21 protein-coding genes are annotated in these 20,357 nt (G+C 70.5%); 15 read left to right on the forward strand and 6 right to left on the reverse strand.

Annotation, left to right across the window (positions count from 1 at the left end):
• Window positions 1-23: 23 nt before the first annotated feature.
• Window positions 24-776, reverse strand: a complete 753-nt coding sequence (locus BWI15_RS01480) for an SDR family NAD(P)-dependent oxidoreductase (protein WP_077012436.1) — start codon at window positions 774-776, stop codon at window positions 24-26.
• 89 nt (window positions 777-865) lie between these two features.
• Between BWI15_RS01480 and BWI15_RS01485 the strand changes: the two genes are divergently transcribed.
• Window positions 866-1,300 (forward strand): Rrf2 family transcriptional regulator, encoded by a 435-nt coding sequence (locus tag BWI15_RS01485; protein WP_077012437.1) that lies wholly within the window; start codon window positions 866-868, stop codon window positions 1,298-1,300.
• A 73-nt stretch (window positions 1,301-1,373) separates the two neighbouring features.
• On the opposite strand, the gene BWI15_RS01490 is transcribed toward BWI15_RS01485, so the two are convergent.
• Complete coding sequence (locus tag BWI15_RS01490) at window positions 1,374-2,180, reverse strand: MerR family transcriptional regulator (protein ID WP_077012438.1); 807 nt, start codon at window positions 2,178-2,180, stop codon at window positions 1,374-1,376.
• 234 nt (window positions 2,181-2,414) lie between these two features.
• On the opposite strand from BWI15_RS01490, the gene BWI15_RS01495 reads away from it, so the two are divergent.
• From BWI15_RS01495 to BWI15_RS01510, 4 genes are read left to right on the forward strand one after another with little or no spacing between them, the layout of a single operon-like run.
• Complete coding sequence (locus BWI15_RS01495; protein WP_077012439.1) at window positions 2,415-3,278, forward strand: alpha/beta fold hydrolase; 864 nt, start codon at window positions 2,415-2,417, stop codon at window positions 3,276-3,278.
• A 39-nt stretch (window positions 3,279-3,317) separates the two neighbouring features.
• Entirely contained in the window at window positions 3,318-4,538 is a 1,221-nt protein-coding gene (locus BWI15_RS01500; protein ID WP_077012440.1) for a serine/threonine-protein kinase, read from the forward strand.
• Between the two features lie 54 nt (window positions 4,539-4,592).
• A complete protein-coding gene (locus BWI15_RS01505; RefSeq protein ID WP_077012441.1) occupies window positions 4,593-5,237 on the forward strand; it encodes an ArsR/SmtB family transcription factor in 645 nt (214 codons plus the stop codon).
• Entirely contained in the window at window positions 5,234-6,478 is a 1,245-nt protein-coding gene (locus BWI15_RS01510) for an MFS transporter (protein ID WP_077012442.1), read from the forward strand. Before BWI15_RS01505 ends, BWI15_RS01510 begins: the two co-directional genes overlap by 4 nt.
• Here the strand turns inward: BWI15_RS01510 and BWI15_RS01515 are convergent.
• A complete protein-coding gene (locus BWI15_RS01515; protein WP_077012443.1) occupies window positions 6,471-7,769 on the reverse strand; it encodes a hemolysin family protein in 1,299 nt (432 codons plus the stop codon). The two genes, BWI15_RS01510 and BWI15_RS01515, sit on opposite strands and share 8 nt — an antisense overlap.
• A 130-nt stretch (window positions 7,770-7,899) precedes the next feature.
• On the opposite strand from BWI15_RS01515, the gene galT reads away from it, so the two are divergent.
• Complete coding sequence (gene galT / locus BWI15_RS01520) at window positions 7,900-8,943, forward strand: galactose-1-phosphate uridylyltransferase (protein WP_077012444.1); 1,044 nt, start codon at window positions 7,900-7,902, stop codon at window positions 8,941-8,943.
• Window positions 8,940-10,070, forward strand: a complete 1,131-nt coding sequence (gene galK / locus BWI15_RS01525) for a galactokinase (protein WP_077012445.1) — start codon at window positions 8,940-8,942, stop codon at window positions 10,068-10,070. Before galT ends, galK begins: the two co-directional genes overlap by 4 nt.
• Before the next feature lie 25 nt (window positions 10,071-10,095).
• Here the strand turns inward: galK and BWI15_RS01530 are convergent, their stop codons facing one another.
• The gene (locus BWI15_RS01530; RefSeq protein ID WP_077012446.1) at window positions 10,096-10,914 is read right to left on the reverse strand and encodes a DeoR/GlpR family DNA-binding transcription regulator; all 819 of its coding nucleotides are present in this window, start codon (window positions 10,912-10,914) and stop codon (window positions 10,096-10,098) included.
• A gap of 112 nt (window positions 10,915-11,026) precedes the next feature.
• On the opposite strand from BWI15_RS01530, the gene BWI15_RS01535 reads away from it, so the two are divergent.
• The 6 genes from BWI15_RS01535 to BWI15_RS01560 all read left to right on the forward strand — a co-directional run bounded on the left by BWI15_RS01535 (window position 11,027) and on the right by BWI15_RS01560 (window position 16,565).
• Entirely contained in the window at window positions 11,027-12,154 is a 1,128-nt protein-coding gene (locus BWI15_RS01535) for a GNAT family N-acetyltransferase (protein ID WP_077012447.1), read from the forward strand.
• A gap of 118 nt (window positions 12,155-12,272) precedes the next feature.
• The gene (locus BWI15_RS01540) at window positions 12,273-12,932 is read left to right on the forward strand and encodes a GNAT family N-acetyltransferase (RefSeq protein ID WP_077012448.1); all 660 of its coding nucleotides are present in this window, start codon (window positions 12,273-12,275) and stop codon (window positions 12,930-12,932) included.
• 105 nt (window positions 12,933-13,037) lie between these two features.
• A complete protein-coding gene (locus BWI15_RS01545) occupies window positions 13,038-13,889 on the forward strand; it encodes a CAP domain-containing protein (RefSeq protein WP_077012449.1) in 852 nt (283 codons plus the stop codon).
• A gap of 156 nt (window positions 13,890-14,045) precedes the next feature.
• Entirely contained in the window at window positions 14,046-15,023 is a 978-nt protein-coding gene (locus BWI15_RS01550) for a CAP domain-containing protein (RefSeq protein WP_077012450.1), read from the forward strand.
• Window positions 15,024-15,260: 237 nt separating this feature from the next.
• Window positions 15,261-16,160 (forward strand): CAP domain-containing protein, encoded by a 900-nt coding sequence (locus BWI15_RS01555; RefSeq protein ID WP_077012451.1) that lies wholly within the window; start codon window positions 15,261-15,263, stop codon window positions 16,158-16,160.
• A gap of 144 nt (window positions 16,161-16,304) precedes the next feature.
• Window positions 16,305-16,565 carry a hypothetical protein gene (locus tag BWI15_RS01560; RefSeq protein WP_077012452.1) on the forward strand — a complete coding sequence of 87 codons (261 nt, stop codon included), beginning with the start codon at window positions 16,305-16,307 and terminating at the stop codon, window positions 16,563-16,565.
• Here BWI15_RS01560 and BWI15_RS01565 read toward each other — a convergent pair.
• Both BWI15_RS01565 and BWI15_RS01570 read right to left on the reverse strand, forming a co-directional pair.
• Window positions 16,552-17,778: an NADP-dependent isocitrate dehydrogenase gene (locus tag BWI15_RS01565; protein ID WP_077012453.1), complete on the reverse strand. Its 1,227-nt coding sequence runs from the start codon at window positions 17,776-17,778 to the stop codon at window positions 16,552-16,554. The two genes, BWI15_RS01560 and BWI15_RS01565, sit on opposite strands and share 14 nt — an antisense overlap.
• Window positions 17,779-17,866: 88 nt before the next feature.
• On the reverse strand, window positions 17,867-18,829 hold the full coding sequence (locus BWI15_RS01570) for a GlxA family transcriptional regulator (protein ID WP_077012454.1): 963 nt from the start codon (window positions 18,827-18,829) through the stop codon (window positions 17,867-17,869).
• 70 nt (window positions 18,830-18,899) lie between these two features.
• Between BWI15_RS01570 and BWI15_RS01575 the strand changes: the two genes are divergently transcribed.
• Together BWI15_RS01575 and BWI15_RS01580 are read left to right on the forward strand one after the other, a co-directional pair.
• Window positions 18,900-19,688: an MBL fold metallo-hydrolase gene (locus BWI15_RS01575; protein ID WP_077012455.1), complete on the forward strand. Its 789-nt coding sequence runs from the start codon at window positions 18,900-18,902 to the stop codon at window positions 19,686-19,688.
• A gap of 26 nt (window positions 19,689-19,714) precedes the next feature.
• Window positions 19,715-20,338 (forward strand): SMI1/KNR4 family protein, encoded by a 624-nt coding sequence (locus BWI15_RS01580; RefSeq protein ID WP_077012456.1) that lies wholly within the window; start codon window positions 19,715-19,717, stop codon window positions 20,336-20,338.
• Window positions 20,339-20,357: the final 19 nt, after the last annotated feature.

A 20,357-nucleotide genomic window follows, 5' to 3' on the forward strand; every position in this document is an offset into this window, starting at 1 on the left:
GCCGGTGATCGCCCGGGGTGGCGTCAGGCGTTGTAGCCGCCGTGGGCGTCGAGCACGGCGCCGGTGACGTAGCTCGCGGTGGGGCCGGCGAGGAAGCCGATGGCGGCGGCGATCTCGTCGGGGTGGCCCATGCGCTGAATGGACAGGCTGGCGAGCAGCGGCTTCAGTACCTCGAGATCCGGATTCATGCCGGTCTCCATCAGCCCGGCCTCGACGACGTTCGCGGTGATGCCGCGCGGACCGAGGTCGCGGGCGACGCCGAGGGTGTAGCGCTCGATGCCGGACTTGGTCGCGGCGTAGTCGGCCAGACCGGGGACGCCGACGCGGGAGCCGAGCCCGGAGCTGATGGTGATGATCCGGCCGTTGTCGCGCAGCACCTTGACCGCGGCCCGGACGACGGCGATCACGCCGAGGTAGTTGACCGCGTGCATCCGGTCGAGGGCCGCGGTGTCCACGTCCGGGTCGTCGACGGTCCGGCCCTGTTCGACCCCGATCGCCGCGTTGTTCACCAAGATGTCGAGTCCGCCGTACGCCGCGACGACCTGGTCGATCAGCGCCGGCGCCGAGCTGGTGTCGGCGTGGTCGACCTGGAACGCGACGGCCTTGGCCCCGAGCGCCTGCACCTCGTCGACCACGGTTCGGGCCTGATCCACGGAACGTACGTAGGTGAACGCGACGTCCGCGCCCTGCCCGGCCAGCAACCGGACCGTCGAGGCACCCAGCCCCCGGGATCCTCCGGTGACCAGCGCAACCTTGCCCGCCAATGCCTTGCTCATCGAGACCTCCTCAATCGTAACGATTATGGTTACATCCAGATCAACGTAACACATTTGATTACGACGCCAACTGCCGTAGCCTGGCGACCGTGAGCGCGAACAGCAGGCTGACCATCGCGGCGCACACGCTGGCCTGGATCGGCCTGTACCAGCGCCAGGGCCACGAGGTCGCCACCTCGGAACAGATCGCGGGCAGCGCGAACACGAACCCGGTCGTGATCCGCCGCCTGCTCGGGGAACTGCGCGAGGCCGGGCTGGTCGAGTCACGCCGCGGCGCCGGCGCCGGCTGGTCACTGACCCGCGACCTCGCCTCGATGACCCTGCTCGACGTCTACGACGCGATCGAACCGGGACCGCTGTTCGCCTTGCACCGGGCCAGTCCCGACGAAGGATGCGTGATCGGCCACGGCATCCAGCCCGCATTGCAAGACGTGTACGCCGGCATCGAGTGCACCGTGCGGACCGAGCTGAGCAAAACCACGCTCGAAGACGTCCTGCAGGCGGTGCTCGCGGTCCCCCGCTAACCGGCGACGTGGCCGAACACGACCGGTTCAGGAAGGTTCGATCCAGGATCAGGACCTGGGTCCGAGTTCCCCGCTACGTCAGGCCGTCGTCCACGACGGCTGAGCGGTGGGGTGGATCCACGCGTTCCAGTTCCGTCCAGCCGGTCCAGCCTCGTTGGCGCAGGAGGTCGATCAGGCGGCGGGCGGGTGGGACGGTGTCGAAGGCGAGGGTGTCCATCAGGGTCACCAGGGGCGGGTCGAGGTCGGTGTCGTTGACGTAGTGGTCGCCCTGGGCGTCGGCCAGTTGGGTGAGGTACGCGGACAGGTCGTCGGCCAGCTCGACCAGCTTCGGGTCGTCAGGGCTGCGGTCGAGGGCGTGGCCGAGGATTCGGAAGAAGTCGAGCAGCTGCGGGTCGGCGAGCTGTTGCTGCTTGCGGGCTGCCAATCGCGCGATGTGGTGCGGTAACTGGGCGGCCAGGAGGATCCAGCCGTCGCGCTCGGTCCGGATGATTCGCTCGTCGACGGCGAGCTCCCGCAGGCGGTCCAGATAGTCGACCACCTCCGCCGGCAGCGCGAGGTGGTCGCCGGCGGCCAGGCGGGCGATCTGCTCCCGGTGGCGCTCGCGTTGCTCGATCTCGGCGCGCAGCCGGCGGTCGATGTCCGCCACCGCCGCGGCGAACTCCTCCTCGCCGGCCTGCAGAAGCTCGCGGACCCGCGCCAGCGGGACTCCGGCCTCGGCGAGCGTACGGATCTTGATCAGCTCGATCACCGCCGCGGCGTCGTACCGCCGATAGCCGGAATGGTCGCGTTCCGGCTCCGGCAGCAGGCCCTTGGCGTGATAGTGCCGCACGGCGCGGATCGTCACCCCGGCGTACGACGCCAGCTCACCGATGGTCAGCACCGGACCAGTCTCCTACGGCGTGGACGCTGTGCGGACGAGGTCGGCGATCTGCCGTGCCCGCCGCGAAAGACCGGAATCGCGACGCGATCGTGGCGGATCGTCCAGGTGGTCGTCATGGCCTCATGCTGGATGGTTGACCCAGCGTCAGGGTCAATTTGTACGGCGAATGTCGAGCCGCGGGCCGTCGCTGCGACGTACCGTCCGAAGAGCACCGACATCGGAGGACGTGAAGTGATGGACCAGGCCGACCTGCGGTTGCCCGACGGCCGCACGCTGCGGGTGTACGACACCCACCCGGGCGACGACCGCCGCGTCCCGGTCTTCTGGCATCACGGCACACCCAATCTCGGCCGGCCGCCGGAGCCGTTGTTCGAGGCGTCCGAGTGGCTCGGGCTGCGCTGGATCTCCTTCGACCGTCCCGGGTACGGCGGCTCGACGGCCGCGCCCGGCCGGACGGTCAGCTCGGTCGCGCGGGACGTCGAGTACGTCGCCGACACGCTCGGCCTCGAAGGGTTCACCGTGATGGGCCACTCCGGCGGCGGCACGTACGCGCTCGGCTGCGCGGCCACGCTCGGCGACCGGGTGCAGGCGGTGGTCAGCCTGGCCGGGATCGCGCCGTACGGCGTACCGGGGCTGGACTGGTTCGCCGGGATGATCCCGTCCGGGGTGACCGCGTTGCAGGCGGCCCGAGCCGGGCGCGCGGCGCGGACGGCGCTGGAGCGGTCCGATGTCGAATACGACCCGGAGTTCGCACCGGTCGACCTGAAGCTGTTCGACGGTCCCTGGTCCTGGCTGGGTGAGGTGGCCGGGCCGGTGGCGCTCGAGGCCGGCCCGTACGGGCAGATCGACGACGACGTGTCCTACCTGCTGCCGTGGCGCTGCGATCCCGCCGAGACCACCGCGCCGGCCCTGCTCCTGCACGGCGGTCTGGACCGGATCATCCCGCCGAGCCACGCCCGCTGGCTCGCCGCACACATCCCGGCCGCCGAGCTGACGGAGTACGCCGGGGACAGCCACATCTCCATCCTCGGCCACGCCGAGTCCGCCCTGGACTGGCTGCGCGACCGCGCCGACGGGCCCACGGCGTACCCGATCTGAGCCGCATGTCCTCCAGGCCGGGCGGGTACCGGGTTCCGGATGAGGCGAGACGAGCTGGTGGCGGGGAGATACCGGGTGGGGGATCCGCTCGGTCGCGGCGGCATGGGCGAGGTGTTCCAGGCGACCGACGAACTGCTCGGCCGGCAGGTCGCGCTCAAGCTGCTGCTGCCCACTCGACGTGATCCGGAGATGGCCGCGCGGTTCCACCGGGAGGCCCGGGCCGCGGCGGCGCTGTCCGACCCGCACGTGGTCGCGGCGTACGACTTCGGCTCGTACGACGGCGGCTTCTTCCTGGTGATGGAACTGGTCGCCGGCCGGACCGTCGCGGAGGAGTTGCGGCTGTGCGGCCCGTTCGACGCCGGTCGCGCGCTGTCGGTGATCAAGCAGAGCGCGGCCGGACTGGCTGCCGCGCACGTCAGGGACATCGTGCATCGCGACGTGAAACCGCAGAACCTGCTGATCACACCCGACGGCACCGTCAAGGTCACCGATTTCGGCATCGCCCGATTCCTCACCGACACCACGACCACGGTGACCGCGAACGGCCAGATCCTCGGCACGAGCTACTTCCTCGCGCCGGAACGTGCCCGCGGTGAGCCCGCGGGCAAGGCGTCCGACGTCTACGCGCTGGGCTGCGTGCTCTATCAGCTCGTCACCGGGCATCCGCCGTTCCAGGGCGACCAGCCGGCCGGGGTGATGTACCAGCACGTGACGACCGAGCCCACGCCGCCGAGCGACCTGCGCCCTGAGCTGGGCGGCGAGTTCGAGCGGCTGCTGATGAGCATGCTGGCGAAGAACCCGGCCGACCGGCCGACCGCGGCTCAGATCGCCTCCGGTACGACGATCCAGCCGGTGGTCACCGGTGAGCTGGTCGTTCCGTCGTCGCGCGGGTGGTCGCGGCGCAGACTCGTCGGAGCCGTCGCCGCGCTGGGCATCGTCGCCGCCACGTCGGCCGGCGTCGTACTGAGCAACCGCGACGAGCGCCTCCCGGAGACGAACTACCTGACCCCGCCGACGACCCCGCGCACGACGCCGGTGACACCGCCGCCCTCGTCGATACCCACGCCGACCCGTCCGCCGAGCACCCCGCCGACTGATGACCGGCGGGTCAGCACGACCAGCAAGCCGGTGGCCGAACCGTCCAAGCCGCCCACGAAAACGGCTGGGGAAGGCAAGTCGGTCAAGCCGGGCAGGCCCGACAACCCCGGCGTCCCCGGCAACGGCAAGTCGAAGGGCAAGAGCCCGAACAAGAAGCCCTGACCAATCCCAAGCAACTGCTTGACATCAAGTCGTTTCGCGCTGCATATTCCAAGCATGTCTTTGGAATCTGATCCCCGCCGGCGCCGGTTGCTGGACGAGCCACTGGCCATCCGGGCCCTGGCGCATCCTGTCCGGCTGGACCTCCAGGCTCTGCTCGGCAAGGAAGGGCCGTTGACCGCGGCGGACGCGGCCCGCCGGCTCGGCATCAGCCAGGCGCTCGCGTCGCACCACCTGCGGCAGCTCGCGAAGTACGACTTCGTCGAGCCGGCGCCGGGCAAGGACAACCGCGAGCGGCCGTGGCGACTGGTGTCCACCTCACAGTCGTGGCGCAGCGCGCGGCTGACCAACGAGGGCGCGGCGGCCGCGGACGTGCTCGAGCAACTGATCGCCGAACGCGCGCTGACCAACTTGGCCGACTGGCAGCAGCGCCGCCGCAACGAGCCCGCCGTGCTGGTCGAGAACTCCGGGATCGGGCACACCGCCGTCTACCTCACCGGCGAGGAACTGGCCGAGCTGGAGGAGCAGATCAGCGCGCTGCTGCAGCGGTACGTCGACGAGCGGCCGATCGACGACAAGGCCGCCCGGCCGGCGGGCAGCCGGCTGGTCGACATCACCCGGATCGTCAGCGTGCTGCCGGAGGAGACCGTGCCGCCGCAGCCCGCGCCGCCTGAGACCGGGCCCTCCGAGGACGACCGATGAAGGACTTGTGGGCGGTGCTGGTCAGGCGCCGCGACTACCGGTTGGTGCTGAGCGCCGGACTGATCTCACTGACCGGTGACTGGATCCTGCGCACCGGACTCGCCTTCCACGTCTACACGGTGACGGGTTCGACGCTGGCATCCGGCGGGTTACTGCTGGCGTCGTTCGTGCCCATGGTGGTGCTCGGCTCGCTGGCGGGCGTGTTCGTGGACCGGTGGGACCGGCGGCGGACGATGATCGTGGTCAACCTGCTGCACGCGATCGTGCTGCTGCCGCTGCTCGCCGTCCGGGACGAGAGCGGGCTGTGGCTGATCTACGTGATCGTACTGGCGCAGAGTTGTCTGCAGCAGTTCTTCCGCCCGGCGGAGCAATCACTGGTGCCGCACCTGGTGGATCCGCAGCAACTGATCACCGCGAACGCGTTGAACAGCCAGAGCAACGACATCGCACGACTGGTGGGTGCCGCTCTCGGTGGAGTGCTGGCGGCCACGGGCGGGATGCCCCTGCTGGCCGCGGTCGACGCGGCGACCTACCTGCTGGCGATGGCGCTGCTGCTCGGAGTGAAGCACCGCGCTATGGCCGTGGTGCGTGAGCGGACCAAGGGCGCGGTACGACGGTTGCGCGCCGAATGGATCGACGGGTTGCGGATCTGCGTGGGCGGGCGGGCGATGCGGATCGTGTTCGTGTTCGGACTGGTGACCGGCGTCGGCGAGGGAGCGATGAGCACGTTGTTCGCGCCGTTCGTCAGCGAGGAGCTCGGCGGCGACGCGACGGCGTACGGGTTGATCGTGTCGGCGCAGGCGGTCGGCGGGATCGTCGGCGGCCTGGCCGCCGCCGCGATCGGCGCCCGCTTCGCGGCGGCTCGCCTGTGGGGCGCCGGTGCCGTGCTGTTCGGCCTGATCGATCTCGCGCTGTTCTGTTATCCCTTGGTCTACGACGGTCTGATGCCGGCGTACGTGTTGATGATCGCGGTGGGACTGCCGGGGGCGCTCGTGGTGGCGGGATCGATGACGGTGATCCAGCGGCTGACCGACGACGCGTCCCGCGGGCGGGTCTTCGGCGCGCTGTTCGCCGCCGAAGGCCTCGCCGTCCTGCTCGGCATCGTCGCCGCCGGCCTGCTCGGCGAGGTGGTCGGCATCATCCCGGTCCTCGTCGTGCAGGGCCTCGGCTTCACCGCCGGCGGCCTGGTGGTCCTTGCCCGAAGCAACCTTCTGGAGAAGAACCCGGCCCTGGTCAGCTAGCCGGCGTCTCCTCGGCAGCCACCCGGTGGACCCGGACGCGGGCCACCCGGCGGCCGTCCATCTCGGTGACGGTGATGTTGTAGCCGTCGACGTTGCCCTCGTCGCCGACGGACGGGACCCGGCCGAGCTGGGCGGCCAGGAAGCCCGCGACCGTCTCGTACGGGCCGTCGGGCAGCTCGACGCCGGTCTCGTCGGCGAAGTCGTCGAGGTTGAGCAGGCCGTCGACCTCGACGTCGCCGCTGCGCAGCCGGGTCGTCTCGCCGGCGTCCTCGTCGTACTCGTCCTTGATGTCGCCGATCAGCTCCTCGACCAGGTCCTCGAGCGTGACGATGCCGGCCGTACCGCCGTACTCGTCGAGCACGATCGCCAGGTGGGTCGAGCGCCGGCGCATCTCGGTCAGCGTCGGCAGCAGCTTCGCGGTGTCGGGCAGCATCAGCACCTCGCGCGCCAGGTCGCCGACCCGGACCGACCGCGTCGCGACCGCCGGGTCGAACAGGTCGCGCACGTGCACGAACCCGACGATGTCGTCGGCCGAGCCGTTCATCACCGGGTAGCGCGAGTGCGGCCGCTCGGCGGCGAACTTCACCGCCTTGTACGCCGGCATCTCGGCGTCGACGAAGTCCACCTCGGTGCGCGGCAGCATCAGCTCGCGCAGCTGCCGGCCGCCGGCCTCGAAGACGTCGTCGACGATCCGGCGCTCCTCCTCACCGAGCGACTCGTGGGCGGAGACGAGGTCACGCAGCTCCTCGTCGCTCATCACCTCACGGTTCGCGTTCGGGTCGCCGCCGAGCGCGCGGACGACCAGGTCGGTGGACCTGGACAGCAGCCAGATCACCGGCCGGACCGCGGAGGCGATCCGGTCGACCAGCGGCGCCAGGCCGAGCGCGTACAGCTCTGCCCGCTGCAGCGCGAGCCGCTTGGCCGCGAGCTCGCCGATCACGATCGACACATACGAGATCGCCACGGTGATCAGCACCAGGGCGGCGGTGTCCGCGAGGGACTCCGGCAGGCCGAGGTCCTGCAGGTGCGGCGACAGCCCGTCGGCCAGCGTCGCGCCACCGAAGGCGGCCGACAGGAAGCCCATCAGCGTGACGCCGATCTGCACCGCGGACAGGAAGCGGTTGGGGTTCGCGGCGACCCGGGCGACGGTCTCGCCGCGCCGGCCGCGGGTGGCGATCGACTTCAGCTGGCTCTCCCGCAGGGAGACCAGCGCCATCTCGGCCGCGGCGAACACCCCGCCGATGAGCACGAAGACGAAGATCAGGACGATGTTGAGCAGGGTCTCGTTCATGAGCTGGGAGTTCCTAGCGTCCTCTCCGGCACGGGAGAGGACGCGGAAGTAGGGCGACGTCCATCGATCAAGAGTACCGGCGACGGGTCGTCTCCTGCATGTTCAATTCTGTTGGTTTATGATGATTCGCATGACAACACGTGGCGCGCGGCGGGCGGACACCAAGCTGTCCGACGGCCGGGACCTGATCTACTACGACCCGGCCGACGCGCCGGTCCGCGTTCCGCTGGCCGACACCCGCGGCCTGGCCGCTCCGAAGCCCGCCGTCGACATGCGCACCGATCCGCTCACCGGCGACGTGATCACCTTCGCGACCCACCGCAACACCCGGACCTACCTGCCGCCGGCCGACCAGTGCCCGCTGGACGCCAGTACGCCGGGCAACCCGACCGAGATCCCCGACCACGACTACAACGTCGCGGTCTTCGCGAACCGGTTCCCGTCGTTCGCCGGTCCCGGCCGGACCGAGGTGGTCTGCTTCACCAGCGACCACAACAAGTCGTTCACCGACCTGTCCCAGGGCCAGGCCCGGCTGGTCGTCGAGGCCTGGGCGGACCGGGTCGCCGAGCTGAGCGCCCGGCCGGACGTCGAGTACGTGTTCCCGTTCGAGAACCGCGGCCGCGAGATCGGCGTCACCCTGAGCCACCCGCACGGCCAGATCTACGCCTACCCGTTCGTCCCGCCGCGGATGCGCACGCTGATGGCCCGCGCCCGCGAGCACTTCGAGGCCACCGGCGGCAACCTGTTCGCCGACATCCTGGCCGCCGAGCGTAAGGCGGCCATCCGGGTCGTCGCCGAGAACGAGACCTGGACGGCGTTCGTGCCCGAGGCCGCGCGCTGGCCGGTCGAGGTCCACCTCTACCCGCACCGCCAGGTCGCCGACATCAGCGAGCTGACGGACGCCGAGCGCGACGACTTCGTCCAGCTGTACCTCGACGTACTGCGCCGCTTCGACAGCCTGTACGACGAGCCGCTGCCCTACATCGCCGCCTGGCACGCCGCGCCGGTCCGGACCGACCGCGAGCTCGGCTACCTGCACCTGGAACTGCTGTCGATCCGCCGGGCCGCCGACAAGATCAAGTACCTGGCCGGTTCCGAGTCCGGCATGGGCGCTTTCATCTCCGACACCCGCCCGGAAGACGTAGCCGAAACCCTCCGTAAGGTCACCTCGTGACTACCTTCGAAGAGGTCTTCGGGACGGCACCCGACGGTGCTTGGCGAGCCCCCGGCCGGGTCAACCTGATCGGTGAGCACACCGACTACAACGACGGCCTGGTGCTGCCGATCGCCCTGCCGAACCGGATCGTCGTCACCGCGTCGGCGCGCGACGACGGCATCGTCGCGGTCTCGTCGAACGGGCAGAACGGCGTGATCGAGTTCGCCCTGGACTCCCTCGAGCCGGGCTCGGTCGGCGACTGGGCGACGTACCCGGCGGGCATGGCCTGGGTGCTGCGTGAGGCCGGCTACGAGATCGGCGGCGCGAACCTGCTGGTCGACTCCGATCTGCCGACCGGCGCCGGGCTCTCGTCCTCGGCCGCGCTGCTGTGCGCGACCGGCGTCGCCCTGCTCGGGCTGCGCGACCTCGAGGTCGACCCGGCCGAGGTCGCGCGCCTGGCGCAGAAGGCGGAGAACCAGTACGTCGGAGCGCCGGTCGGACTGATGGACCAGATGGCGTCGATGTGCTGCACCGCGGGTCACGCGCTGTACTTCGACATCCGCGCGATGGCGACCGAGCAGATCCCGTTCGACCCCGAGGCCGACGGGCTAACCCTGCTGGTGATCGACGTGAAGGCGCCGCACCGGCACGTCGACGGCGAGTACGCCGCGCGCCGGAAGAGCTGCGAGCGGGCCGCCGCCGAGCTCGGCGTACCGGCGTTGCGTTCGATCACCATGGACGGTCTGGACGAGGCACTCGCCAAGCTCTCCGACGACGTCGACCGTCGGCGCGTGCGGCACGTGGTGACCGAGATCGACCGGGTCGAGCAGGCTGTCGCGTTGATGCGCGCCGGCCGGCTGCGGGACGTCGGCGCACTGTTCACCGCGTCGCACGTGTCGATGCGCGACGACTTCGAGATCACCGTGCCGGAACTGGACGTCGCCGTCGACACCGCACTGGCCGCGGGCGCGGTCGGCGCGCGGATGACCGGCGGCGGGTTCGGCGGCTGCATCATCGCGCTGGTCGAGACCGCCAAGGCGGACCAGACGTTCGCCGCGATCGAGAGGGCTTTCGGCGAGCACGGCTTCCGCGCCCCGACGTCCCTCGCGGCGACGCCGTCGCCGGGCGCCTCGAAGCTCGACTAGCTCGAAAGACCTGACCGGGCGTCGGCTAGACGCCGGCCAGGACCAGTTCGCAGCCGGTGTCGCGCATCGACTTGCGCGCCGCCGGGGCCAGGCCGGTGTCGGTCACAACGACGTCCAGGTCGCTCCAGGTCGCGAACGTGCTCAGGCCGACCGTGCCCCACTTGGTGTGGTCGGCCACCAGCACGACCTCGCGGCTGGCCGCGATGAACGACCGATTGGTCTCGGCCTCCATCAGGTTCGGCGTACTGAGACCGTGCTCGGCGTCCACGCCGTGCGCGCCGAGGAAGAGCATGTCCAGGTGCAGCGACTGCAGGGCCGCGGTCGCGATCGGGCCGACCAGCGCGTCCGACGGCGTCCGGATGCCGCCGATCAGCACCACAGTGCGGTCGGAGCGCGCGTTGCCGTGGAACACGTCGGCGATCCGGGCCGAGTTCGTCACCACAGTGAGGTTCTCGACGCGGAGCAGTTGCCGGGCCAGCGCGTACGTCGTCGTCCCGGCGCCGATGCCGATCGCGCTGTCGGGCTGGACCCGCCGGGCGGCCTCGGTGGCGATCGCCTGCTTGGCGGCCGATTCCTGGGTGAGCTTGGCGTCGAAGCCGGGCTCGTGCGCGCTGCGCAGACCGACCGACGTCGCGCCGCCGTGCACCTTGTGCAGCAGGCCGCTGGAGTCCAGCGCGTCCAGGTCGCGGCGGATCGTCATGTCCGAGACCCCGAACCGGTCGACCAGCTCGGCGACCGTGACGGCACCCCGGCTGTTGACCTCGGCAACGATCGTGGCCTGCCGCTGGGCAGCCAGCTGACCGCCGCGGCCGCGGGTCGGTTCGGCGTTTCCGGCTGCGTTCACAGGGTCAGACTACGGTCTGTGCCGCCGCCGCGCAGTGCGGAACTGTTGGTTCCCGTGCGTCCAGGGCGAAATCGCGTTGCCGCGTAGTGCTTGCGCGCGTCACGCTTCGGACATGCGATTCCCCGACGACGTCCCGGTGCTCACCGACAGCCTGGTCACCCTGCGCGCGCACACCGCGGCCGACATCGACCCGGCGTACGAGACCTGCCAGGACCCGGAGATGCAGCGCTGGACCACCATCCCGGTGCCCTACCTGCACGAGCACGCGGTCGACTACCTGACCCGGCAGATCCCGGCCCGGTGGCAGGACGGCAGCTCGTTCGCCTGGGCGATCGAGTACGACGGCCGCTACGCCGGCACGGTCGATCTGCGTGACTCCGAGGGCGGCGTCGGCGAGATCGGCTTCGCGGTGTCGCCGTGGGCCCGTGGGCACGGCGTGATGACGCGCGCGGTCAAGCTCGTCGTACGGCACGCCTTCGACGACCTCGGCTGGCGCCGGGTGACCTGGCGCGCGTACGTCGGCAACTGGGCGTCCCGGCGGGTCGCGTGGAAGGCCGGCTTCCGGTCGCTGGTCACGCTGCCCGACGGCGGCCTGCAGCGTGGGGTCCGACGCGACGAGTGGGTCGCGTCGGTTGCCCGCGACGACGAGCTCGAACCGCAGGGCAACTGGTGGACGGTGCCGGTGATCGAGGGCAAGGGCATCCGGCTGCGCGCGTTGGCGGCCAAGGACGCCGAGCGGGTGATGGCGGCGTGCAACGACGCCCGGACGCAGCACTGGCTGGCCGGCCTGCCGTCGCCGTACGGGCTGGAGGACGCGGAAGCGTTCATCGACGGCCGGCTGGAGCTGCTGGCCAGTGGCGAAGGCGTCTCCTGGGCGATCGCCGACGCGGAGACCGACGAACTGCTGGGCAACATCAGCGTCTTCGACCTGAACAACCGGATCGACAAGACGATGGCGGAGGTCGGCTACTGGGCGCACCCCGACGCCCGCGGCCGGGGCGTGATGGCCGCGGCGGCCGGGCTCGCGATCCGGCACGCGTTCACACCGCTCGACGACGCCGGCCTCGGCCGGCGCCGGCTCGTCCTGTACGCCGCGGCCGGCAACACCGCGTCGGCGCGCGTGGCCGAGGTCAACGGCTTCACCCGGACCGGGCTGGACCGCGCCGCCGCCCCGCTGCGCGACGGCGTCTACGACGACCTGGTCTGCTTCGACCTGCTCGCCACGGAGTACACGCCCTAGCCGAAACCGGTGGAAAACGCGGGAAACGGGCGAGTCGTCCACAGTGTGAGGCGGGAATGTTCGAAGGGCGACACCAGTTCCCCTCGCCGTTCGGCCCCGCGGCTGCTTGAATCGACAGGTGAGAGATCGTGAGGAGCTCGTCCGCCGCTGGCAGGCGGGATGGTCGGTGTCGCGGGGCTGGACCAAAGTCGAGGACGACAACGACGGGATCCTGATCGTGCGCGCGGGCGAGGACAACCGCGCCATGGAGTACGTCGTACTGGATGCGGACGACAAACCGGAGCGGGTCGAACGCGCGGCCGAGCTGGCGATGGCGGCCGGTGGTGGCCGGGGAGCCGGCTGGATCACGCTGGCCACCGACGACCGTGAGGCCCGGGTCGAGCAATTCGAGGAGCTCGGGCTGGAGGTGCAGCGCGAGCAGGACTGGTTGATGACCATCCAGCTGTCGGAGCAACCCGCGCTGCAGCTCAACGACCGGTACGCGCTGCACACCGAACTGGAGTCCGACCTGATCGTCACCCGCGCCACGCTGCACGGTGGCGTGGTGTCGAGCGGCCGGATGGCGGTGGTCGGCGAGGACGCGGTCGCCGACCGGATCGAGACCGATCCGGCCCACCGGCGACGCGGGCTCGGCAGCGCCGTGATGGCGTCACTGGTCGAGACCGCGGCCGCGCAGGGCGCCAAACGCGGCATCCTGATCGCCTCGATCGACGGCCTGCGGCTCTACCGCAGCCTGGGCTGGAAGGTCGTCGCGGACATCGTCATCGCGCGCTGCTGATTGTGGACCAGGCCTGAACACCGTTACGTCAAAGGTCTGTGAAGGCCGTTCGACCTTTGTCACAAGGGCTCGTCGGTGCCGGCCATCTCCGCTACGGTCCCTCGGGTGTCCAACACCCAGTACGACGAGAACCCTGGCCACGGTGGCCGTCGCCGCGCGCAACGACGCGGGGTGGCCGGTCCGATCTTCGCGGCCCTGGTGGTTCTGGGCCTGCTCGCGGGTGGCGGTTGGTACCTCACCCGCGATGGCGACAGCGCTGCCCCGGCGAGCCAGGACGCGCCGCTGACCGTCGCGACCGACGACGTCTCGACGCCACCGACCGAGGCGCCGGTGACGACACCCACGCCGGCGCCGACCGTCACTCCGAGCGCGACACCGAAGCCGTCGGCGACCCCGAGCCGTACGCCGTCCAGGACTCCGCGGGCCACGCCGACGCCGACCCGGTCGACCACCGCACCGAGCCGCGGCGCGTCCCGCACCCCGAAGCCGTCGACGAAGCCGTCCCCGAGGCCCAGCCACACCAGTACGCCGAAGCCGACCACGACCGCGCCGCCGCCGAGCGGCGGTTCGATGGAAACGCAGGTGCTGCAGCTCACCAACGCCGAGCGCCAGAAGGCCGGCTGTGGACCGCTGAAGCCGAACAGCGCCCTGACCCGGGCGGCCGAGGCGCACGCCGCGGACATGGTCGACAACCACTACTTCGACCACACCAGCCAGGACGGCCGCAGCCCGTTCGACCGGATGAAGGCGGCCGGTTTCCGCGGCGGCGCGATGGCCGAGAACATCGCCGTCGGCTACCGCTCGGCGGCGGCGGTCGTCGAGGGCTGGATGAACAGCGAAGGCCACCGCAAGAACATGCTCAACTGCGACTACACGATGCTCGGTGTCGGCTACGACAGCGGGCAGGTCAAGCCCGACTGGGGCAACGGCAGCTGGGTGCAGAACTTCGGTGCCTGAATTCCAACCTTCAGGGTGCGTTAAGACCGGACATGTTCCTGTAACAGTGGCCCCGCCGATCGACTAGGGTCGCTGTTCGGCAACCAGGGGGGCCTGGCCACGACGCGGTTCGACGAACGACTCGGTACGAACGAACGAAGAGGATTTCGCCCACCCATGACGGACTCGCCAACCCCTGGGCGACACCGGAGCAGAAGAGCGGCGCGCAAGCGCAGCCGGGGCCTGGTCGGCCCGGTCGTCAGCGCCCTGTCGGTGTTGCTGGCCATCGGCCCCGTGGTGTACCTGATGACGAACCGCGACGGCTCGGACGTCGCCGACGACCGGACCGAGGTCCTGAACGTCTCCGAGGACAACGCCGGTCCGGCCGCGGTCGACGGCACCTCCGCGCCGGCCAAGCCCGGCAAGCCGCTGGTCACCGTCACCAAGACCCTGCCGAACGGCGTCACCACCACGATCAGCCCGACCGGTACGCCGGCGCTGGGTTCGGCCGAGTCGACCAACACCACGACGACGACGGCCGGCACCGCGCCGACCACCGTGTTGACCACCACTCCGGGTGGAGTCACCACTGTGACGGTCCGCCCGAGCCACGTACCGACGGTTGCCGGTGACACCAAAACCGTGAAGCCGAAGCCGTCGACCAGCAAGCCGACCACCACGACCCCGCCGCCGACGACGACCGAACCGACGCCGGACGACCCGCCGCCGCCCCCGGCGGGCGGCGGTGGCACCAGCGCGATCGAGCGCGACGTCCTCGAGCTGACCAACGCGGCCCGGCGCAACCAGGGCTGCCGTGCGCTCCAGCTGGACGACAGCCTGGTCGAGGCAGCCGGCCGGCACGCGTCGGACATGGTGCGCCGGCAGTACATGGACCACACGAACCCCGACGGCCAGGGCCCGGGCGACCGGATCGCGGCGGCCGGCTTCCGCGGCAGCGGCTGGGGCGAGAACATCGCGGCCGGCTACGACTCCGCCCAGCGGGTGTTCAACGCCTGGATGAAAAGCGACGGGCACCGCGCGAACATCCTGAACTGCAAGTTCAACCGGATCGGTATCGGCTACGACCCGGGCCAGGTCAAGTCGCAGTGGGGCCCGGGCAGCTGGGTCCAGGACTTCGGCCGGGTCAGCAGCTGACCCGGCCCGGCTTGTCGAGCGCGACACGCTGTTCCGACTTTGTCAGGACAATGTCTTGTCGCCGCTCCACCGTCGGCCCGGCACAGTTTGTCGGACCACGACAGCCGCCGGCCGGTTCGCCGGTGATCCCACCGGGTAGATCCGTTCTTGCCATCCACTGAGCGCCGCCGTCCCGGCGCCGCGGTGAGACGAATGAGGCACGTCTTTGGGGCGACCGTGAAGGGAACACGCAAGTCAATGTCAGAGCCCGGAGCCACCGCTCGGCGCCGGCGCAGCAGAAGGGCCGCCCCGCAACCGTCGCGGGTACGCCGTCCGCTGATCGCCATCGCATCCGTGATCCTGGTGATCACCCCGATCTCCTGGATCCTGCTGCACGAACCGCAGAGCGACCAGGCCGACGCGTCGGTCCCGTACGTCACCCGCGACGACGACACCTACATCACGGCGTCGACCGAACCAGCCGTCGACACCACCGAAGCCCCGCCGACCGCCGTACCGTCGACGCCGCCGACGCCGGGAGTCACGCCCAGCGCCACTCCGGGCGCGACGACGACACCGACACCCGGCCAGTCGCCGACTCCGGGCCAGTCCCCTGGTACGACGCACCCGACGGTCGCGCCGACCAGCGAGCCGACGGCCACGCCGACGACGACGGCGACGACGCGTACGCCGCCGCCGCAGACGGAGACGCAGCAGCCAAGGCCGAGCCAGACGCCGACGAGGACGCCCACGGGCGAGCCGACTACGACGACGTCGACGCCGCCGCCGGACCCCGGTGACCAGAGCCCCGCCGAAGAAACGCTGTTCAACTACATCAACAACGCACGCCAGGAACGCGGCTGTGCGCCCCTGCGCAACAACAGCAGTCTCGACGACGGCGCCGGCAACGAGGCCGAGCAACGCGCCAAGAGCGGCGACGCCTCAGGGACCGGCCAGTCCAAGGCCGCGGCGGTCGGCGAGGACATGAGCGCCAGGGCTGCCTACGACAGGCTGCGGTCGGACAAGGCGAGCGTCATCTTCAACTGTGGCCTGGAGGAGCTCGGCGTCGGGCGGGGCGACTACGAGTACTGCAGCGTTCAGATCATCGGCTGCCTCGACCGCGACACTCGCGTCGGATGGGTCGTCGACTTCGACTAGTACCGCCCCGGCTACCCACCGCCACCCCCGCGACCGATTCCGGATGTCGAGGCGCTGTCCCGGGTGCGGAGTGGGACGATGGTCACCAGGCGCTCAGGTCCTCGCGGGTCGGCCCGAGCTTCCACCTAGTCAGCGGGAGGCCGGATGTACGGGGAGCGCGACGATCTCGAACCGGCCCGGCCCGCGCTGTTCGGGATTCCGCCGGACGCGCTGGCCGACGAGCGTCCGGACCAGCGTCCCGGTGAGGCCAAGCGGATGGGCCTGAGCCGGCACACCGAAGAAGGCGCCGTACTGGCCTTCGCCTCCTCGCTGGACCGGGCCAAGCCGGGGCATCGGATGGTGGCCTGGCTGCTGCTGGTGATGTTCAGCGCGCCGGCGCTCTACACCCTCATCACGCTGCTGTAGCGATCTGCTTCTGCAGGTTCTCGTCGAGCGCGGCGAGGAACTGCTCGGTGGTCAGCCACTCCTGCTCCGGCCCGATCAACCGCGCCAGATCCTTGGTCATCTGGCCCTGCTCGACGGTCCGCACGCAGACCTGCTCCAGCGTCTCGGCGAAGGCGATCACATCCGGCGTACCGTCGAGCTTGCCGCGGTGCTTCAGCCCACCGGTCCAGGCGAAGATCGACGCGATCGGGTTGGTGGAGGTCGGTTCGCCGCGCTGGTGGCGACGGTAGTGCCGCGTCACCGTGCCGTGGGCCGCCTCGGCCTCGACCGTCTTGCCGTCCGGCGTCATCAGCACCGACGTCATCAGGCCGAGTGAGCCGAAGCCCTGCGCGACCGTGTCGGACTGCACGTCGCCGTCGTAGTTCTTGCACGCCCAGACGTACCCGCCCTCCCACTTCAGCGCCGACGCGACCATGTCGTCGATCAGCCGGTGCTCGTAGGTCAGCCCGCGCCGCTCGAACTCGGCCTGGAACTCGCGCTCGTAGACGGCCTGGAAGATGTCTTTGAAGGCACCGTCGTACGCCTTGAGCACGGTGTTCTTGGTGGACAGGTAGACCGGGTAGTCGCGCTGCAGCCCGTACGCGAACGACGCGCGGGCGAAGTCCTCGATCGACCGGGTGAAGTTGTACATGCCGAGCGCGACGCCGCCGTCGGGGCCGTAGTTCGCGACGACGTGCTGGATCGGCTCGGAGCCGTCGGCGGGCGTGAACGTGATGGTCAGCTCGCCGGCGCCGGGCACGGTGAAGTTGGTCGCCTTGTACTGGTCGCCGTGCGCGTGCCGGCCGATCACGATCGGCTTGGTCCAGCCCGGTACCAGCCGCGGCACGTTGTTGATGATGATCGGTTCGCGGAACACGACTCCGCCCAGGATGTTGCGGATCGTGCCGTTCGGCGAGGCCCACATCCGCCGCAGCCCGAACTCCTCGACGCGCGCCTGATCCGGCGTGATCGTCGCGCACTTCACCCCGGCACCGTGGCGTTTGATCGCCTCGGCGGCGTCGACGGTCACCTGGTCGCCGGTCGCGTCGCGGTGCTCGAGGCCGAGGTCGTAGTACTCGAGTTCGAGCTCCAGGTACGGGTGGATCAGCCGGTCCTTCACGAATCGCCAGATGATCCGGGTCATTTCGTCGCCGTCCAGCTCGACGAGCGGTCCGGCCACCTTGATGCGCGCCATGCGGTGCCCCTCACTGGTATCTTGATGTCAAGACATCTGTCTTGATGTCAAGATAACCTGGTCGCGGCGGGTTGTCACGCGTGGGGCTTCAGGCCGGCGCTGGAGCGAGGTGCTTGGCCGGCGTACCGAAGTCCTGGCGGTGGCGTTGCGGCGTGGTGCCGAGCAGCTGATGGAAGTGGTGGCGCAGCGCCGCGCTGCTACCGAAGCCGCTGGCGGTGGCGACGCGTTCGATCGGGTGATCGGTGGTTTCCAGCAGGAGCCGCGCACGGTCGACCCGCTGGCGGAGCAACCACGCCTGACCGCTCATCCCGGTGCGCGCCCGGAACTGCCGGGTGAACGTGCGCCGGGACAGCGCGACCGCCGCCGCCCACTCGTCCAGCGACACCGGCTGGTCGAGTCGCTCCCTGGCCCACACCATCGCCTTCTCGATCACGTCGTCGCTCGGGTCCGGCGCCACCGGGACGGGGATGTACTGCGCCTGCGAACCGCTGCGGTGCGGCGCGACCACGATCCGCCGCGCGAGCCGCTGGGCAACCTCGACGCCGTGGTGGGAACGGACCAGATGCAGGCAGCAGTCCAGCGACGACGCCGTGCCCGCGGACGTGACGACGTCGCCGTGGTCGGACCAGAGCACGTCCGCGCGGACCCGGATCCCGTCGTGCCGGCTCTGCAGATCGTCGGCCCAGTACCAGTGCGTCACGACCTCCCGGCCGTCGGCGATCCCACTGGCGGCGACGAGGTACGCGCCGAGGCAGAGCCCGACGACGGTGGCGCCGCGCCGGTGCGCCGCGCGGATCGCGTCGAGCAGCTGCTCGGACGCCGGGAGGTGCGGCTCCCAGCTCGGGAGGATCACGACGTCCGCAGTCTCCAGTACGGCGAGATCGCGGTCGACGTGCAGATCGAAGCCGGCGTTGGTCCTGAGCCGGCCGGGGTGCTCGGCGAACACCTGCACGTCGTACCGCCCCTCGCCCCAGTCGGCGAAGACCAGGCAGGGCACGGAGAGGTGGAACGGGCTCATCCCGTCGAAGGCGAGCACCGCGATCGTCCGCATGGCCCGATCTTAAGCAACCATGGCTCGCGGGCCAATGGTGAACCGGGCCGTCCGGGCGCAGGATCGGGACATGAAGCTCACCCACATCGGCGGTCCGACCGCCGTTCTCGACCTCGGCGGCCTGCGCCTGCTCACCGACCCGGCGTTCGACTCACCGCGCGACTACCAGCTCCCCGGCCGGGTGATGACCAAGCTCACCGGCCCCGCACTCCAGCCCGAGGACCTCGGCCCGATCGACGCCGTCCTGCTTTCGCACGACCAGCACAAGGACAATCTGGACGACGCCGGCCGCGCCCTGCTCACGTCGATCCCGGTCACGCTGTCGACCCCCGACGCCGCCGAACGCATCCCCGGCGTACATGGCCTGGCGCCTTGGGAGTCCACCGAACTGCCGCGCCCAGACGGCAACACCCTCACCGTCACCGCCCTCCCCGCCCAGCACGGCCCCGAAGGCTGCGAGCCGGTCACCGGCGTCGTCACCGGTTTCCTGTTGTCGGCCGACGATCTCCCCACCGTCTACATCTCCGGCGACAACGCCTCGGTCGCCCTGGTCGCCGACATCGCCCACCGCACCACCACCGGCACCATCCCCGGCATCAAGGCCCGACCCATCGACATCGCCCTCCTCTTCGCCGGCGCCGCCCGCACTCCCCTGTTCGACGGCCAGCCCCTCACCCTCACCTCCGAGTCCGCCGCCGAAGCCACCCGCCTGCTCACCCCCGCCACCATCGTCCCCGTGCACACCGAAGGCTGGGCCCACTTCACCGAAGGCCCCGACCACCTCGCCAAAACCTTCACCACCGAAGGCCTGGCCGACCGCCTCCGCCTGCCCACCCACGGCGTACCTCTTGAGCTGTAGACCCTGCGATCGCCCAGAATGCGCGGGTGGAACGGTCCGTCGAAGAATCCTGGAACCTCATCACCGGTTGGCTCGAGCAGCATCTGCCGGCCGCCCACCAAGCGCTCGAGCCGCCTGCCTCGCCGGCCGCCGTCGAGGCGGTCCGCGAGGCGGTGGGTCGCCCGCTACCGCCCGATCTGCTGGCCTGGCTCAACCTCAGCGACGGCATCAAGCAAGCGACCGTCTTCGGCAATCTGCTCCCGCCGTTCTACAGTCCGCTCGCCTGCGAGCACATGCTCAGTCGGTACCGGATGATGCGCCACGTCTACGCGGACATGCCGGCCGAGGACGCCGACAAGCCGGCCGGTTCCTACTCCTTCGTCTGGCTCGACTCGTTCGTGCCGCTGGCTGCGTCCGGCACCGATGTGGACCTCTTCGTCGATCTGCGCGACGGCGACCTCCACGGTTGCATTGACGAGCTCGACGCGACCGAGGGCAGCTCCGGACCGCTCTGGCCGAGTACGGCGGTGATGCTGTCGCAGGTCGCCGACGCGTTCGTGCTCGGGAAGCCGATCGAGCAGGTGTACCGCTCGGGCGACACCGACGAGTACCTGCCGTGCGTCGAGGACGGGCGGCTCAGCTGGCAACCACCGGCAGATCGTTGCCTCTAGCAACAGCTGGTGGCGCGAC

The sequence above is a fragment of the Kribbella sp. ALI-6-A genome (genome assembly GCF_001984195.1).
GTDB lineage: Bacteria > Actinomycetota > Actinomycetes > Propionibacteriales > Kribbellaceae > Kribbella.

Excerpts from the sequence above, each read along its gene's own strand:
- BWI15_RS01505 (WP_077012441.1), top strand. The coding sequence starts at position 4,593 with ATGTCTTTGGAATCTGATCCCCGCCGGCGCCGGTTGCTGGACGAGCCA.
- galT (WP_077012444.1), top strand. The coding sequence starts at position 7,900 with ATGACAACACGTGGCGCGCGGCGGGCGGACACCAAGCTGTCCGACGGC.
- BWI15_RS01560 (WP_077012452.1), top strand. The coding sequence starts at position 16,305 with ATGTACGGGGAGCGCGACGATCTCGAACCGGCCCGGCCCGCGCTGTTC.
- BWI15_RS01575 (WP_077012455.1), top strand. The coding sequence starts at position 18,900 with ATGAAGCTCACCCACATCGGCGGTCCGACCGCCGTTCTCGACCTCGGC.
- BWI15_RS01500 (WP_077012440.1), top strand. The coding sequence starts at position 3,318 with ATGAGGCGAGACGAGCTGGTGGCGGGGAGATACCGGGTGGGGGATCCG.
- BWI15_RS01550 (WP_077012450.1), top strand. The coding sequence starts at position 14,046 with ATGACGGACTCGCCAACCCCTGGGCGACACCGGAGCAGAAGAGCGGCG.
- BWI15_RS01555 (WP_077012451.1), top strand. The coding sequence starts at position 15,261 with ATGTCAGAGCCCGGAGCCACCGCTCGGCGCCGGCGCAGCAGAAGGGCC.
- BWI15_RS01570 (WP_077012454.1), bottom strand. The coding sequence starts at position 18,829 with ATGCGGACGATCGCGGTGCTCGCCTTCGACGGGATGAGCCCGTTCCAC.
- BWI15_RS01515 (WP_077012443.1), bottom strand. The coding sequence starts at position 7,769 with ATGAACGAGACCCTGCTCAACATCGTCCTGATCTTCGTCTTCGTGCTC.
- BWI15_RS01565 (WP_077012453.1), bottom strand. The coding sequence starts at position 17,778 with ATGGCGCGCATCAAGGTGGCCGGACCGCTCGTCGAGCTGGACGGCGAC.
- BWI15_RS01535 (WP_077012447.1), top strand. The coding sequence starts at position 11,027 with ATGCGATTCCCCGACGACGTCCCGGTGCTCACCGACAGCCTGGTCACC.
- BWI15_RS01510 (WP_077012442.1), top strand. The coding sequence starts at position 5,234 with ATGAAGGACTTGTGGGCGGTGCTGGTCAGGCGCCGCGACTACCGGTTG.
- BWI15_RS01495 (WP_077012439.1), top strand. The coding sequence starts at position 2,415 with ATGGACCAGGCCGACCTGCGGTTGCCCGACGGCCGCACGCTGCGGGTG.
- BWI15_RS01480 (WP_077012436.1), bottom strand. The coding sequence starts at position 776 with ATGAGCAAGGCATTGGCGGGCAAGGTTGCGCTGGTCACCGGAGGATCC.